Annotated in this window: 14 protein-coding genes; 7 read left to right on the top strand and 7 right to left on the bottom strand. The window is 63.4% G+C overall.

What is annotated here, in order from left to right; translation table 11 throughout:
- Positions 1 to 115 precede the first annotated feature (115 nt).
- Positions 116 to 889, bottom strand: coding sequence for an orotate phosphoribosyltransferase (locus tag B5D62_RS21350; RefSeq protein ID WP_231714884.1), 774 nt, complete (start codon positions 887 to 889; stop codon positions 116 to 118).
- Between the two features lie 226 nt (positions 890 to 1,115).
- On the opposite strand from B5D62_RS21350, the gene B5D62_RS21355 reads away from it, so the two are divergent.
- Entirely contained in the window at positions 1,116 to 1,790 is a 675-nt protein-coding gene (locus B5D62_RS21355; RefSeq protein WP_085935965.1) for a DUF1345 domain-containing protein, read from the top strand.
- Positions 1,791 to 1,797: 7 nt separating this feature from the next.
- On the top strand, positions 1,798 to 2,322 hold the full coding sequence (locus B5D62_RS21360; RefSeq protein WP_085935966.1) for a TspO/MBR family protein: 525 nt from the start codon (positions 1,798 to 1,800) through the stop codon (positions 2,320 to 2,322).
- Here the strand turns inward: B5D62_RS21360 and B5D62_RS21365 are convergent.
- Together B5D62_RS21365 and B5D62_RS21370 are read right to left on the bottom strand one after the other, a co-directional pair.
- Complete coding sequence (locus tag B5D62_RS21365) at positions 2,275 to 3,702, bottom strand: DHA2 family efflux MFS transporter permease subunit (protein ID WP_085935967.1); 1,428 nt, start codon at positions 3,700 to 3,702, stop codon at positions 2,275 to 2,277. The two genes, B5D62_RS21360 and B5D62_RS21365, sit on opposite strands and share 48 nt — an antisense overlap.
- Positions 3,703 to 3,853: 151 nt before the next feature.
- Positions 3,854 to 5,410, bottom strand: a complete 1,557-nt coding sequence (locus tag B5D62_RS21370; RefSeq protein WP_085935968.1) for a gamma-glutamyltransferase family protein — start codon at positions 5,408 to 5,410, stop codon at positions 3,854 to 3,856.
- A gap of 100 nt (positions 5,411 to 5,510) precedes the next feature.
- On the opposite strand from B5D62_RS21370, the gene B5D62_RS21375 reads away from it, so the two are divergent.
- Genes B5D62_RS21375 through B5D62_RS21395 form a run of 5 tightly spaced genes read left to right on the top strand, consistent with a single transcriptional unit; the run spans position 5,511 to position 9,901 of the window.
- A complete protein-coding gene (locus B5D62_RS21375; RefSeq protein ID WP_085935969.1) occupies positions 5,511 to 6,056 on the top strand; it encodes an RNA polymerase sigma factor in 546 nt (181 codons plus the stop codon).
- Positions 6,057 to 6,106: 50 nt separating this feature from the next.
- Positions 6,107 to 6,658: an anti-sigma factor family protein gene (locus tag B5D62_RS21380; RefSeq protein WP_085935970.1), complete on the top strand. Its 552-nt coding sequence runs from the start codon at positions 6,107 to 6,109 to the stop codon at positions 6,656 to 6,658.
- Between the two features lies 1 nt (position 6,659).
- The gene (locus B5D62_RS21385; protein WP_085935971.1) at positions 6,660 to 7,187 is read left to right on the top strand and encodes a Spy/CpxP family protein refolding chaperone; all 528 of its coding nucleotides are present in this window, start codon (positions 6,660 to 6,662) and stop codon (positions 7,185 to 7,187) included.
- Between the two features lie 10 nt (positions 7,188 to 7,197).
- Positions 7,198 to 8,730, top strand: a complete 1,533-nt coding sequence (locus tag B5D62_RS21390) for a DUF1800 domain-containing protein (protein ID WP_170921058.1) — start codon at positions 7,198 to 7,200, stop codon at positions 8,728 to 8,730.
- A 10-nt stretch (positions 8,731 to 8,740) separates the two neighbouring features.
- The gene (locus B5D62_RS21395) at positions 8,741 to 9,901 is read left to right on the top strand and encodes a DUF1501 domain-containing protein (RefSeq protein ID WP_085935973.1); all 1,161 of its coding nucleotides are present in this window, start codon (positions 8,741 to 8,743) and stop codon (positions 9,899 to 9,901) included.
- Positions 9,902 to 9,903: 2 nt separating this feature from the next.
- Here B5D62_RS21395 and B5D62_RS21400 read toward each other — a convergent pair whose 3' ends face one another.
- The 4 genes from B5D62_RS21400 to B5D62_RS21415 are packed head-to-tail and all read right to left on the bottom strand — an operon-like array spanning position 9,904 to position 14,632.
- Positions 9,904 to 11,271, bottom strand: coding sequence for an MFS transporter (locus B5D62_RS21400; RefSeq protein ID WP_085935974.1), 1,368 nt, complete (start codon positions 11,269 to 11,271; stop codon positions 9,904 to 9,906).
- Positions 11,272 to 11,328: 57 nt separating this feature from the next.
- Positions 11,329 to 12,570 carry an SAM-dependent methyltransferase gene (locus B5D62_RS21405; RefSeq protein WP_231714885.1) on the bottom strand — a complete coding sequence of 414 codons (1,242 nt, stop codon included), beginning with the start codon at positions 12,568 to 12,570 and terminating at the stop codon, positions 11,329 to 11,331.
- Positions 12,498 to 13,274, bottom strand: coding sequence for a DUF1365 domain-containing protein (locus B5D62_RS21410; protein WP_085935975.1), 777 nt, complete (start codon positions 13,272 to 13,274; stop codon positions 12,498 to 12,500). The genes B5D62_RS21405 and B5D62_RS21410 overlap by 73 nt, the downstream gene beginning before the upstream one ends.
- Positions 13,274 to 14,632, bottom strand: a complete 1,359-nt coding sequence (locus B5D62_RS21415) for an NAD(P)/FAD-dependent oxidoreductase (protein WP_085935976.1) — start codon at positions 14,630 to 14,632, stop codon at positions 13,274 to 13,276. Before B5D62_RS21415 ends, B5D62_RS21410 begins: the two co-directional genes overlap by 1 nt.
- Between the last annotated feature and the right edge of the window lie 12 nt (positions 14,633 to 14,644).

Genomic DNA, 14,644 nt, shown 5'->3' on the forward strand with positions numbered 1-14,644 from the left:
ATTGGCCGTTGTACGGCCCCATCTTAAGGTCGGAAGTCGTTTCCGGGGATTATGGTCTTCAACGGAGCGATCGGGCGGGGCGGTGAGGTCCCACCCCACGCACGCATTCGCCGGGTCAGCGCGACAGTGAGGGCCGGGAGCCCGGGATACGTCCGCCATGAGCGGCAGACCATTGTTCCGGTCCCTCGAGAAAGGCCCGAGTCTCGCTCAGTCCCTTTTCGTCGAAGTATTTGTGCTTCTCGGCGGCTTCCAGCGCATCCCACCAGGTGGCCAGCGCGTGCAGCTTGACGCCGGCAACCGCCAGGGTCTCGATGCTCTGCGGGAATATTCCGTAGTGGAAGATCACGAAGCAGTCGGTGACCTTGGCATCCGCCTTCTTGAGCGCGTCGATGAAGACCAGCTTGCTGCCGCCGTCCGTGGCAAGGTCTTCGACCAGCAGGACGCGCTTGCCGGGCTTCAGGTCGCCCTCGATCTGCGCCATGCGGCCGAACCCTTTCGGCTGCTTGCGGACATAGATCATCGGTTTCTTGGCTAGAGCCGCCAGGAAGGCGGCAAAGGGGATACCGGCCGTTTCCCCTCCGGCGACCACGTCGATCTTGTTCCAGCCGATATCCTTTTCGATCACCTTCAGCGCGTAGTTCATGATCTTGCTGCGCGCTTCGGGAAAGGAGATCAGCTTGCGACAATCGATATAGACCGGGCTCGCTCGGCCAGATGTGAAAATGTAGGGATTTTCCGGTCGGCAGTGGATCGCTTCGATATCGAGCAGCAGGCGCGCTGTCTCGCGCGCCTCCGGCGTTCCCGTTGCACGGCTGGACTCGGCCTTTCCATTCAGACCCTTAGCAGGCGAATGAGCCATAGACGATGTAGACTTCTTCTTCGTCGCCATGCTGCTTTTCCCCCCGGCCGCTTGCGACAAAATGACGGGCGTGTGTTTAGCGTTCATCCACAAGACCGGCAAGGCCATGTGAACGGATTTGCCGATCGGTCATGAGGAACATGATAAGTTTCTTTATGATACTAACTCGATGATGGCAATTGCCACAGGTGGAGAGGCCAGCCGTGACGGAGTTTGCGCCGGCCAGCGGCACGTCGAATGGAGAGGGGAGCGGTAGATGACCAGGAAAATTCGGTTCAGGCGGCGGCTTCACCGCCTTCTCCTCTCTCGTCGGCGTCTGTTCCTGGCGATGGTTGCCGGGGCGCTCCTCTTCCTGGCGCTTCCTCCCTCCATACGATTGGTGACACGGATCCTGATGGGGTGGGATCTGACCGCGGCGATCTATGTGGTCTCGGTCTTCGCCATGATCGCCCGCTCAACGGTTCACACCTGCCATAAGCGGGCGTCGCTCTATGACGAGAAGGACTGGGTGATCACGGTGATTGTGGTGACCAGTGCGGCCGCAAGCCTGGGTACGATCTTTTCCGAGCTCGCGGTCATCAAGTCGGCGCAGGCGACGCCCTGGATAAGCATGTTGGTGACGGGCGCGACGGTGGTGCTGTCCTGGACCTTCACGCACCTGGTGTTCGCCTTGCATTATGCCAATCTCTACTATCGTCCGAACGAACAGGGCGTTCCGGGGGGCCTGGAATTCCCCGGCAACCGTCCGCCGGATTACCGCGACTTCGTCTATTACGCCTTCGTGATCGGTTGCGCCGCGCAAACTGCCGACGTCAACACGATCTCGCCCGCGATGCGGCGCGTGAGCTTGATCCAAGGCGTCATTTCCTTCGTCTTCAATACGGCGATCCTGGCGCTCTCGATCAATGTGGGGGCCAGCCTTCTGTCGTGAGGTACCGATGTCGAAACGCGGCCCGTGGCTGCAGGGTGCGAGCCTTGTCTTCTTCCTCGCCCTCTGTCTGGGAATCGGGCTCCTGGGAAGCTGGGTGACGGCTGGAAGCGTAACCAGTTGGTATCCGACGCTGCGCAAGCCTTCCTTCAATCCGCCGGATTGGGTCTTTGCGCCCGTCTGGACCACTCTCTACATCCTGATGGCGATTGCCGGGTGGCGGATCTGGCGGCACACGCCGCACGCCGGATCCCGATTGCCGCTTCTCCTCTTCGCGCTGCAGCTTGTGCTGAACCTCTGTTGGAGCGTCACTTTCTTTGGCTTCCACAGCCTGTCGGGAGCAGTGGTCGTGATCGTGGCCCTGGACATGGCGGTGCTGGCGACGATGTTCTCTTTCCGTCGGGTCGACCTCTTGGCGGTGGGGCTGCTGGTCCCCTATCTGCTCTGGATTTCGTTCGCCACGGTCCTGACCGTAGCCATCTGGCGGCTAAACCAGCTTCTTGCCGCTGATGGAGCCGCCGTCATTCTGGCGTAGCTCCATGAAGACGATGGAGGAGGCCATCGTCATGAGGCCGAGGATGATGAAGGCCTGGTGCACCCCGTGGATCATGGCGCTCGGCGTGGAGCGCAGTGTCTCGGGGACGAACATGGCCGCGATCAACGACGCGGAAGCGACGCCGAAGCTGATCGACATCTGCTGGACCGTGCTTGCAATCGTGCTCGCGGCGCTCGTCTGCTGCGCCGAGACGTCGGCATAAACGAGCGTGTTCATGCTGGTGTATTGAGTGGAGGTGAAGAAGCCGAGGATGAAGGCCTGCAGGGCAATGCGCCAGGCTGGCGTACCGACATCGATGGTCGCGAACAGCATGATGAGCACGCCCAGGATGATCGTATTGCCGACCAGGACGTTGCGATAGCCCAGCACTCCCAGGATCTTGGGAACGATCACCTTCAGTCCCATGGCGGCCATCGCCTGCGGCATCACCAGGAGGCCGGATTGGATCGGGGAGTAGCCGAGGCCGACCTGATAGAGCAGCGGAAACAGAAACGGGATGCCGCCCAGACCGAGGCGGCTGAAGAAGCTGCCGGCGACGGAGGCCCGGAACGTCCTGAGCCGGAACAAGCCGAGCTGGAGCAGGGGAAACGGCGTCTGCGCCGCCTTGATGCCATAGCCTGTCAGGAGCAGCGCCGAGAGGGCGAGCAGTCCGACCGTCTCGACGTCCCCCAGGGTATGTTGGCCGAACACCTCCAGCACGTAGGAGAGGAGTGCCACGCCCGATCCGAACAGGATCAGCCCGACGATATCGAGCGCATGCGTGTTGTCCTCGCGATAGTCCGGCAGGAAGCGATAGACCAGGATCAGACCGGCCAGCCCGACCGGAATGTTGACGAAGAAGACGATGCTCCAGTGGAGATAATGGACAATCAGCCCACCCAGGATCGGGCCGAGCATGGGGCCAATCAGGCTGGGGATGGAGACGAAGCTCATGGCGCGGATGAGTTCGGATTTGGGAAAGGTGCGCACCATGGTCATGCGACCCACGGGCACCATCATCGCGCCGCCCATGCCCTGAAGCACGCGACAGGCGACGAGCATGGTGATGTTCATCGACAGGCCGCAGAGGAGCGAGCCCAGGGTGAATAAGCCGATGGCCGAAGCGAAAACCGCGCGTGTCCCGAAGCGATCGGCCATCCAGCCGCTGATCGGAATGAAGACGGCCAAGCTTAGCGTATAGCTCGCCAGAACCGACTTCATGTCGAGCGGCGTTACGGTCATCGCCTCGGCGATTGCGGGGACCGCGGTATTGAGGATCGTGGTGTCGAGCGACTGCATGAAAAAGGCCACGGCAACCAGCCAGGGCAGCAGCCGCTTGATGGTGTCGCCGGGAGCGGCGGAGACAGTGGTCGTTGCCATCACAGCGTGGCGTCGGACGGAGCCGGAGTATTCATTGGAACGCAGCTTGTCCCAAAGAGGGTGACGCGTGAACCTTCCCTCAGTGGAAAAAGCCAGCCCTGGCGAGGGGCTGGCTTCACGCTACGGTGAACAGGGCGCTGCGACACCCGGCTTATTGCGCCGCGCCGCCCGCCCAGGGCGACATCACCTCGTTCATGCCGACAAGCTCGCCGGTCGAGGCGTCGCGCACGATGCAGGAGGGGTTGGCGAAGCCAAGCGGATGGATCTGGTTGGCCACCTCGACGATCGGCAGTTTGGCGGCGATCGCCTTCTTGATGTCGTCGGCGATGTCGCGATTGACGTTGATCGGACCGACTCCGGATATGTCGAGGCGCGGTTGATGAAAGGCCGCTTCGACATCCAGCCCGCGATCGATCAGCATCAGCGACAGCTGCGTCACGGCCGGAACGATGCGGCGCCCGCCCGAGGCGCCGATGCAGAACCAGGGCTCGCCATTCTTCACGACGACGACCGGGCAGATGTTGCAGAGTGGACGCTTGCCGGGAGCGATCGAATTGGGCCGATTGGGTTCGGGGTCGAACCACAGCATGCCATTGTTCATGGTGATGCCGGTCTTGGGCAGCATGACGCCCGACCCGAACAGAGACATCAGAGTCTGGGTGAGGGCGACCATGTTGCCCTGGCTGTCGGCGGCGCAGAAATGCGTCGTGCAGGTGTTGGTCGGCTTGTCGCCCAGACTCGTGAGGCGTTCCTGGTAGGCCTGGTGCATCGCCTCGGCGATCGCCACGAAGAATTGTCCATCGGGCGCACCCTTGCCTTTGGTGCCGGAGCCGGTGAGCTGGAGCGTACGCTGCAACGTCGGGCCGGCGGTCAGCCCGCCCGCGACATTGATGGTTACGCCGTGATGGTCGAAGGCGAGCGGTTCGACGATGCGGGCCTCGTAGGCCTTCAGGTCCTCGTAGGAGATGGCCGAGCCGCCGGCCTGAAGATCGGCGGCGATGTCCCGGGCGAGGCTGCCTTCGTAGAATTCGCGCGGCCCTCCCTCGGCGAGACGCCGCATGGTCTCTCCAAGATTGCCGAGCTTGATATAGCGCTTCGTGCCCTTCCAATCGTTGGTCGGGACGCGGCCCTCGTCGCAGAGATAGCTCGCCTTCGAGGCGGGAAACTTGCTGAGGTTGGCGGCGCCGTTTGCGATTTGAAGCTGCATGTACCAGTCGAGTTCCATGCCGCGCTCGGCAAGCGCGACGCCCGGAGCGAGCACGTCCTTCCAGGGCATGGTGCCGAAGCGCTCGAGCGCCTTGGCCAGGCCCGCGACCATGCCGGGGACCGCGATCGAGTGGTAGCCCACCTCGTTCCGCCGCTCGAGGACATCGGGCCAGGCGAAGTAGTTGGCAGGACCGGGGCCGACGATCTTGTACTGAGCCGGGTCGAGCTTGGCGGCCGAGATCGGACCGTAATCGACGGTCCAGGCGCGTCGCTCCTTGGCACTCCAGATGGTCATGAAGCCGACGCCGCCAATGCCGCTCATCCATGGTTCGAGGGCGCCGATCGCCATGCCGGTCGCCACCGCCGCATCGATGGCGTTGCCGCCCTTTCGCAGGATTTCGGCGCCGACGCGGGCGGCTTGGACATTTTGGGAAACGACAACGCCCTTTCCCCGTACCGGCTGCTTGGTAATCTTGGTCTGTTGTGTAAGCGACTCGCTCATCGATATCCCTTCTTGCCTAGGCGGGCCTGACTGTAGCGGGGCCTGATTTGGCCACAAACACTGATAAACTGCAGGGCAGCACGGAACGGAACGCGCGGGTGTGACGGAACTTAACCAGATCGACCTGCGCTCTTTGGCGGCAGGACACAAACGGACATGGGACGCGTTCGTCGAGGCGGCTTCTCCGCTGATCAACGCGGTCGTCAGACGGGCTCTTAGCACCTACCGCCTGAGCGAGGACGATGTGCTGGATGCGGCCCAGGATGTGTTCGTTCGCCTGTGCGCCAACGATTTCAGGCTGCTCAAGACCTACGATCCGGCGCGCGCCGGCATGTCCACCTGGCTCGCGGTCGTGGCGCGTTCGGCCGCGGTCGATTTCGCCCGGCGGCGGCGGCAGGCGACCTCTCCGATCGACGAGGTGCCGGAAACGGCGCTGGCGGTGGAGGATCGCCATGTCGAGAAGCTGAAGATCCCGGACGGCCTGCTGACCGAGCGCCAGACACTCATTCTCAAGTTTCTCTATGACGAAGAATGCGAGGTTTCCGAAGTTGCGCAGATGCTGAAAATTGACGCCCAGACGGTACGCAGCACACATCACAAGGCATTGCTGCGGTTGCGAGAACATTTCCGGGAAGAATCTCGATAGTCGGGGGATGAAGTTCGTCAGTATGGCGTAAGGTACTTTGGAGAGCGGATATGAACACGGAACCAACCAGAAAGAGCGACAAGGAGCTGTGGCAGGGCCTTGCCCTCGAGCCCGCTCAGGGGTCGGTGGCGGTTTCCGATCTCGAACTGGCGGCCTGGCTCGACGGCACCCTGACGGAGCGCGAAGCGGCCCAGATCGAGGCGGCCTTGGCACGCGATCCCAAGCTGCGCGCGGCGGCATTGGATCTCGCCGATATTCTGGGCAAGCCGTTGCCTGCACCGCCGCCCAAGATGGTGCGACGGGCACAGGCGCTTGTCGGGGCGCAGTCAGGGCGGTCGTCCGCGGGAGTCGGTGCCTGGTGGCCGAGCGGTCTGCTGGCCAGCCTGCTGCCCTCGTTCGACTCGGGCTTTGCGTTCCAGCGCGGTGTGATGGCCGGAGCGGCCGTGATCGTGGCGGCTGTCGGCTTCGCCATGGGCGGCGGCCTCGGCGCCTCCTTCGCCGAACAGAAATACGCGTCGATCCAGTCGTCGACGACAGTCCCGGCGCCTTTGGGCAGCGATACCACGCGGCAGCTGAACGACCTCTTCACGGACAACATCTGACATGTCGTCCCGCCTGACCCAGGTCCTGCTCGGCCTGTCGTTGCTCCTGAATTGCTTCGTTCTCGCGGGGTTTGTCTATCGAAGCTGGATCGAGCCACCTGCTGTCGTCCAACCCGGCCCACGTCCCGCGCCGGGGCGCAGCAGTCCGCTCGAGATGCTATCCCAGGACGTCAATCTCGATGCCTCGCAGCGCCAGGCTCTCAAGGAGACATTCGACAGCTATGCCAGTGCGCGCCACGAGCGGTTCCTGGAGATCCAGAGTATCCGGCACGCCATGGCGGACGAGTTGCGCAAGCCCGAGTTCGACATGAGCCAGATCAATGGGCTGGTCGATCAGATGACGAAATTGCGGGCCGAGCAGCAAAAGGAAAATCTCGCGGCGATTGCCGAACTCGCCAATCATCTCCGTCCGGATCAACGCGACCGGCTGCATACCATCCTTGCCGATCGCTATGGCGGCCCGCCAGGCTGGCGTGGACCCAACGGGACGCCACCACCACCCCCAGGTCCGGCGCGTCCCTCGCAATAGGAGCGTTGTCATGACGGCTCGGCTCGGTCGACGTGGTTTCGTGAGCGGAGCGGTTGCACTTCCGGTGGCGTTGACGGCTCCGAGCTTGAGCCGCGCCGCATCGGCAATGGGTTTCGACGACGCGCGCCACCTGCTGTCCCGCACCTCTTTTGGTGGAACACCGGCGGAAATCCAGGCGCTGGAGCCGCTGGATTTTACCGCGGTCGTCGACCGGATGTTGTCCAGGTCGCGGACGCTAGCGTCGGCTCCGGCGCCGGGCTGGGTCGACGAGGCGCCATCCTTCGTTCGCCAGCAGCGCGAGGCGGCCGCCAGGAAGGAAGCAGACGGCAAGCCCGTGAACGTCGTGGCCCAACTCATCCGGGAGCAGGGGCGTGAGCTGCGGTGCTGGTGGGTCGAGGAGATGCTCGTGACCGACCAGCCCCTGGTCGAGAAGATGACGTTGTTCTGGCACAACCATTTCACCTCCTCGGTCCAGAAGGTGCGCTATGTGCCGTCGCTCTATCGGCAGAACGTGCTGTTCCGGCGCGAGGCTCTCGGCAATTTCGCGACGCTGCTGAAGGCTGTCGCACGCGATCCGGCGATGCTCATCTATCTCGACGGCGTGCGCAATGTGGCCCGGCAGCCCAACGAGAACTTCGCCCGCGAATTGCTCGAGCTGTTCACCCTGGGCGAGGGTCATTACAGCGAGGCGGACATCAAGAATGCGGCGCGAGCCTTCACCGGCTGGTCGATCGATCGCGATACCGGGCAATTCCTCGATCGCATGCAGCAGCACGACAACGGCGAAAAGACCTTCCTCGGCCAGACCGGCGCTTTCAACGGCGACGACATCATTGCCATCCTGCTGCGCCAGCCGCGAACGGCGGAAACCATTGTCGAGAAGCTGTGGCGGGAATTCGTGTCGCTGACGCCCGACCGTGCCGAGATCGGCCGCCTCGCCGGCATCTTCCGCAGCAGCAACTACGAGATGAAGCCGCTGCTGCGGGCGATGTTCCTGTCGCCCGCTTTCCGCGATCCAGGCAATCGCGGCGCGCTCATCAAGTCGCCGGTCGAGCTCATCGTCGGCACGGCCCATCTGCTCGGCCTGCCGGTTCCCGAGAAGACACCGTTGGTGCGCATGATGGCTGGGCTCGGCCAATCGCTGTTCGATCCGCCGAACGTCAAGGGATGGCCGGGCGGCGAGAGCTGGATCACGACCAATACCCTGCTTCTTCGGCAGCAGTTCCTGCGCCGCATGATCGAGGCCAGCACGGTTTCATCGCTCGATGGCAACATGGCGATGGCGCCCAATCGCCGCGCGGAGCGGCGCCAGCAGGTCGGTCCGGATCAGGCCATGGCGAACATGCGCCCGGTCGAGGGCCGCAGCCTGCGGGATGCCGGCTACGAAGCCCGGCTCGGCCCGACGCTGTTGGGTGTCGACACCGGACGGCTGGTTCGCACGCTCCTGCCGCACAAGCCGATCGATGCGGTCGATACCACCGGCCTGTCGGCCGGCGCCGTGGTCGCCGCGGCCCTGCTCGATCCCGCTTACCAATTGAAGTGAGGAGGTTGCCATGGATCGCCGCCACTTCCTGTTCGGTATCGGCGCGTTGTCTGCGGTCATCGCGGCACGGCCCGCACTCGCGGACGCATCGTCCCGGCGCATCCTGGTCGTCGTGGAGCTGAAGGGAGGTAACGACGGGCTCAACACCGTCGTGCCCTATGCGGACCCGCTCTACCGCCAGTATCGCCCAGGCATCGGCGTGGCACGCGATCGTGTACTGCAGCTCGACGAGCACGTGGGATTGCACGACAAGCTCGCCCCTCTGATGGAGTCGTGGAAGGCGCGGGATTTCGCCATCGTCCAGGGCGTTGGCTATCCTTATCCCAATCGCTCCCATTTCCGCTCGATCGAGATCTGGGACACGGCGTCCGCGTCCAGTCAGACGCTGAGCGAGGGATGGGTATCCCATGCCTTCGATGGCGTCTCTCTGCCGAAGGGAGCCGGAGTCGATGCGATCGTGGTCGACACCAATTCCTTGCCGATGATGGGAAGCGGTCTGCGGACGATCGTCATGCAGGACGCGGAGAATTTCCTGAAGCAGGCGGCGGCGATGAAGGATGCCGGCGATCCCCGTGACGACGGCAACCCGGCGCTGCGGCATCTGCTCGAGGTGCGGCACGAGGTCAACGCGGCGGCGGCCGGACTGCGCAGTCAGCTGCGCGATGGTCCGGCGCCGGCCTATGCCTATGGCGCCGACAACGGCTTCGGGCGAGAGCTCGATCTGGCGACGCGCCTGCTTCTTGCCCGGGTGCCGGTGATCGCCATCAAGGTGGCGCTGACGGGGTTCGACACGCATGCCAACCAGGTTCCAACCCAGGAACGCCTGCTGGGGGCGCTGGCCGATGGCCTGGCCACCTTCCGCAAGAATCTGATCGCGGCGGATCTCTGGAAAGAGGTGGTTGTCATGAGCTATTCGGAATTCGGCCGGCGTGCGCGCCAGAATGCCAGCGGCGGTACCGATCATGGCACGGCCGCGCCGCAGTTCATCCTGGGCGGCGCCATCAAGGGCGGGCTGCATGGACAGTATCCCTCGCTGGCGGATCTTCAGGACGGTGACCTCAGGCACACCGTGGATTTCCGCAATGTCTATTCGACGTTGGCCCGCGGCTGCTGGGGACGCCCGGTCGACTTCGGCCAGCGTCCGGCGAGAACGCTCGACCTCTTTGCCTGACGTCAGGCCTTGCGGCGAAATTCCTCGCGTACCGATCCACGGTCCGGCTCGACATGGATGAACCAGGCCAGCAGGGCGGCCGCGATCTTGATCACCACCGGCACCACTACATAGACGACCACCAGAGCGAAGGTGCCGTAACGGCCGCGCGCCGGATCGAAGCCGAGCAGGGCCGAGACGGGTAGGGAACCGGCCGCGCCGATCGCCGTCGCCAGCTTGGTGGCCAGCGCCCAGAGGCCGAAATAGGTGCCGGTCTTGCCGCGTGTTTCGCCGCCTTCCGGCGCGTTGATGATGTCGGCGAGGATGGAGGGCGGCAGGCCGTAATCGGCGCCGAGACCGATACCGGTGATGACCGAGATGCCCAGGAACCAGTAGAAGTCGCCGGGCCCGATGAAGATGGCCAGCCCCATCGCCACGGCCGTCAGCAGCATGCCGACGAACCAGGCCGCCATCTTGCTGATGCGGCGGGACAGGAGCAGCCACATCGGCACGCTGGCCGCGCCGGTGACGAAATAGACCAGCAGGATGATGCCGGCCTGCAGCTTGGTGCCCTGCAGGACATGCTCGACGTAGAAGAGCATGACGGTAACCGCGACGCCGAGCGCCGAGCCGTTGACGATGAAGATCAGCAGCAGGCGGCGGAACAGCCGGTTCTTGAGCGGCGCGAAGAAGGCGAAGAAGGGGCTGCGATTGCCGTGCACGACCGGCGGATGCACCGAGGGACCCGAGCCGAGCAGCGTCGGCGCCGCAAACAGGATCACGACCGGGATGAAGAGCAGTCCCAGCAGCATGTAGCCGCGCCCTTCGCCCAGCAGGGCGGTGAGGGCGGTCGGCATCACCACGGCGATGGTCATGCCGAGCAGCCCGAAGACCTCGCGACCTACTGTTACCTTGGTGCGTTCGTTGTAATCGTCGGTGAGCTCGGCCCCGTGGGAATGGTAGCTGATGGACACGCCGGAATAGCCGAGATGGACCAGTAGCAGGGCGGCAATTAGCCAGATCGCCATGACCGTCTGGCGCTCGTGCCAGGCCTGTGGCGGGGCGAACAGCATCAGGAAGCCGGCGGCAAGGACCGGAATCATCAGCGCGACAAAGGTCAGGCGGCCGCGTGGCCCGCGATGCGTGAAGCGATCGCTGATCAAACCGATGACGGGGTCCTGAACCGCATCGACGATGCGCGCGAAGATGAAGATCGCGCCCATCAACTCGAGTGGCACCTTCAGCAGTTCGCCGTAGAAATGGCTGACATTGAGCACGACCGGCAAGGCCGCCATGGCCAGCGGCAATTGCAAGGTCGAGTAGGCGACCAAGCGCTCGAACTTGATTTTCGCGGATCCGGCGGTGCCGGTTCCGGTCGGTCCTGCGTGCACCCCAAGGCCTTCCTGCGACGCGTCGCGTTTGCTTGGACGACGTTTTATTGGGCCTTCTTATATATGTTTGAAGTGCGCCTGCAAAACATCTGTACGGCCGCTGGCAAAGCCGGCGGCGCAGTAGGCCAGGTAATATCGCCACATGCGGCGGAAACGCTCGTCGAAGCCCTGGGCGGCGATCTGGTCCGCCATTTTGTCGAAACGCTGGAGCCAGTTCTCCAGCGTATATGCATAGTCCAGTCCGAAACTATACAGCTCGGCAATTTTCAACCCTGCCCTGCGGCACTGCTCGGTGATCCTGGTGGGCGATAGCAGCATGCCCCCGGGGAAGATATGGGTCTGGATGAAATCCGGATGCTGGCGATAGGTCTCGAACAGGTGGTCGGCGATGACGATAGCCTGCACCAGAGCGGAGCCGCCGGGGAAGAGATGCCGCTTCAGGGCCCTGAAGTAATCGGGCCAGTAATTCTCCCCGACCGCCTCGACCATCTCGATCGAAACGATGTGGTCGTAGCATCCCTCGATATCGCGGTAATCGCGGAACTGAAGGTCGACCCGGTCGCCAAGTCCGGCCTGCGCCAATCGACGTTGGGCAAATTCGAGCTGTTGCCGCGAGATCGTGACGGCGGTCACACGCAGGCCGCGTCGGGCGGCGGCCTCGGCGAAGCCGCCCCAGCCACATCCGATCTCGAGAATGCTGTCGCCCTGGCGGGCGTCGATCCGGTCGAGGATGCGTTGATATTTGTCCGTCTGCGCTGCCTCGAGGGACTTATCGGCGCGACCTGCATAGAGCGCCGCGGAATAGCTCATCGTCCGATCGAGCCAGAGACTGTAGAAGTCGTTGCCCAGATCGTAATGGGCCTGGATGTTTCGCTTCGAGCCTCTGCGGGTGTTATTCCGTCGGCGATGCAGCAACTTCAGGAAGACATTCTGTAGCGGGTTGGCATAAGAGACGCGGCCGAGCGACTCCATATTGGAGGCAAGCACGGTGATGAGCGTGGACAGGTCGGATGAATCGCAGTCTCCGGCCATATAGGCCTCGGCGAAACCTATATCGCCATCCATCAGGACACGGCGGAAGAAGCGCCACCGCTTGACCGACAGGTCTGCCTGAAGCGTGGCGTCGGCACTTCCGAAGCTGCGCGTCGTTCCGTCGGGCAGGCGCAGTGTCAACCGCCCGACCGACAGGCGCTCAAGCGCCTTGAGCAGCAAATGCGCAGAGATGGTCATGATGTCGATCGAGTGACCGCGGTGCGCGGCGGCGGTGGTTTGCGGTACCACCGGATACCCTTCCGCCAAAGCCGCAGCGCCTGCCAGTGGATGCGCGCCACGACCGAGAAAGTCGCGGTAGGGTTGAGAAGGAAGTGTCGGAGGAGCTGAGGATCATCGAGTCGCTTCCGCTGGCCGCCAACTGATGTCTTCAGGAGGAGACCGTCGCTGTCGTGATACTGCACGTCGACCAGGACGCGGTCTACCTCGAACCGGAAGCGGAAGCGATATGTCCCGTCGACCGGGAGAAACGGAGAGACGTGAAATACCTTGCGGCCATCGACCCAGTGCTGCGGTTCGAGCGGACGCGGCTCGGTATGATGCACGAGATAGCAATGGCTTTCGCCGAAGGTATTGTTGACCTCGCACAGTACGGCCTGCAGTGAGCCATCCGTGTCGTGGCAGAACCAGAAGCTGACTGGATTGAAAACGAAGCCCAGGAGTCTCGGCAGCGTCATCAATACGATCGCGCCGCGGGCTCGATCCGCCAGGCCGTGACTGGCAAGGATGGCGCGGATCCAGGTAAGAAGATCTCCGCCGTCGCGCGCCCCGTGATCCTTGCGGTAGAAGGCAACCAGTCCGGGACGGTCGATCTTGAGCCGATGCAGGCCGACGTGATCCAGAGCATCGAGGTTCAGGCAAAGATACGGTACGCGATAGCGAAAGGAATTCGTGGCCGGCCGAGTCCGCCGGTGAACGACGACGGAGTCCACAACCGTATGGGACACCGTCATCAGGCTTCCGCGGCAGCCCGCGCCAGAGCGGGCACGGGCTGCGGATGAAGATCGGGATCGGGGGCGAGCAGCGTCGGGATTTGCAGCACTCCCCGGCGCCGCGGTGTTGCCCAGGGCCGCGTGACTCCCAACTGTTCTGCGACCTCGAGTCCAGCCGACAACGCGTCCTGATGGAAGCCGTAACCGCAATAGCTGCCACAGAAGTAGATGTCGCGAACGCCCTGGATTTGCGACAGCGCCCGCTGGGCGCGGATGGCTGCGGCATCGTACATGGGATGTTCGAACGTTCGGCGGTCGTAGACAGTCGCCGCGGCGGGCGGGCGGGGAGGATTGACCGAGACGAACAGGTCGCGGCCGGGTAGGTTCTGCAGGCGGTTCATCCAGTAGGTCACGCTGGTCTTGGCCATGCGATCGCCATTCGCTGCGATGTAATTCCAACTCGACCACACGCTGCGTCGTCTCGGCATCAGGTCCGGGTCGGCATGCAGCCATACTTCGTTGGAACAATAGGCGAAGCAGCCCAGCAGTTCTCGTTCCAGAGCACTCGGATCGGCGAGAAGCGCGAGCGCCTGGTCGGCATGAGAAGCCAGGATGACCTTATCGAAGCGGTCCCACTGCCCGGCGCTGTCCCGGATCAGAACGCCATTCCGGTCTCGTTGTATCGACACGACCGCCGTTCCAAGGCGAGCCCGGCGGCGCAGCGGAGCAGCGATGCGCTCGACATAGGTTCGGCTGCCGCCGCTCACGGTGCGCCAACGCAGATGGGCCCCCACCGACAACAGGCCATGGTTGTCGAAGAACCGGGCAAAGGTCTGTGCCGGATAATCAAGCACTTCGGCCAGCGGGCTGGACCATATGCAGGAAGCCATGGGTACCAGATAACGATCGCGGAAGGCATCGCTCAGCTTCGCCTCCTTGATGAAGTCGCCGATCGAGAGGTCGAGATTTTCGGCCTTCTTCAGAAGCCTCGGTGCCAGCCGGTTGAAGCGCAGGATATCCCGGGTCATGCGCAGAAACGATGGTCTCACCAGATTGCTTCGCTGCGCGACATAGCCCGCGTACGAACTTGAATACTCAAACCGGCCATCGTCCTGGCTCACGGCAAAGGACATGTCGGACGGCTCGGTCGCCACGCCGAGCTGCTGGAACAGGGCCACAAGATCGGGATAGTTCCGTTCGTTGAACACGATGAAGCCCATGTCGACCGCTCGACGGGCCTCTGGGGTAAGGACATCCACGGTGCAAGCATGGCCGCCCAACCGCGGCTCGCGTTCGTAGACGACGACATCGTGCTTTCGATGGAGCAGCCACGCAGCTCCCAGCCCGGCGATACCGGCCCCGACGACAGCGATTTTCATAAGCCTCCCCCC

Origin of the sequence: Enhydrobacter aerosaccus (assembly GCF_900167455.1) — a bacterium.
Lineage (GTDB): Bacteria > Pseudomonadota > Alphaproteobacteria > Reyranellales > Reyranellaceae > Reyranella > Reyranella aerosaccus.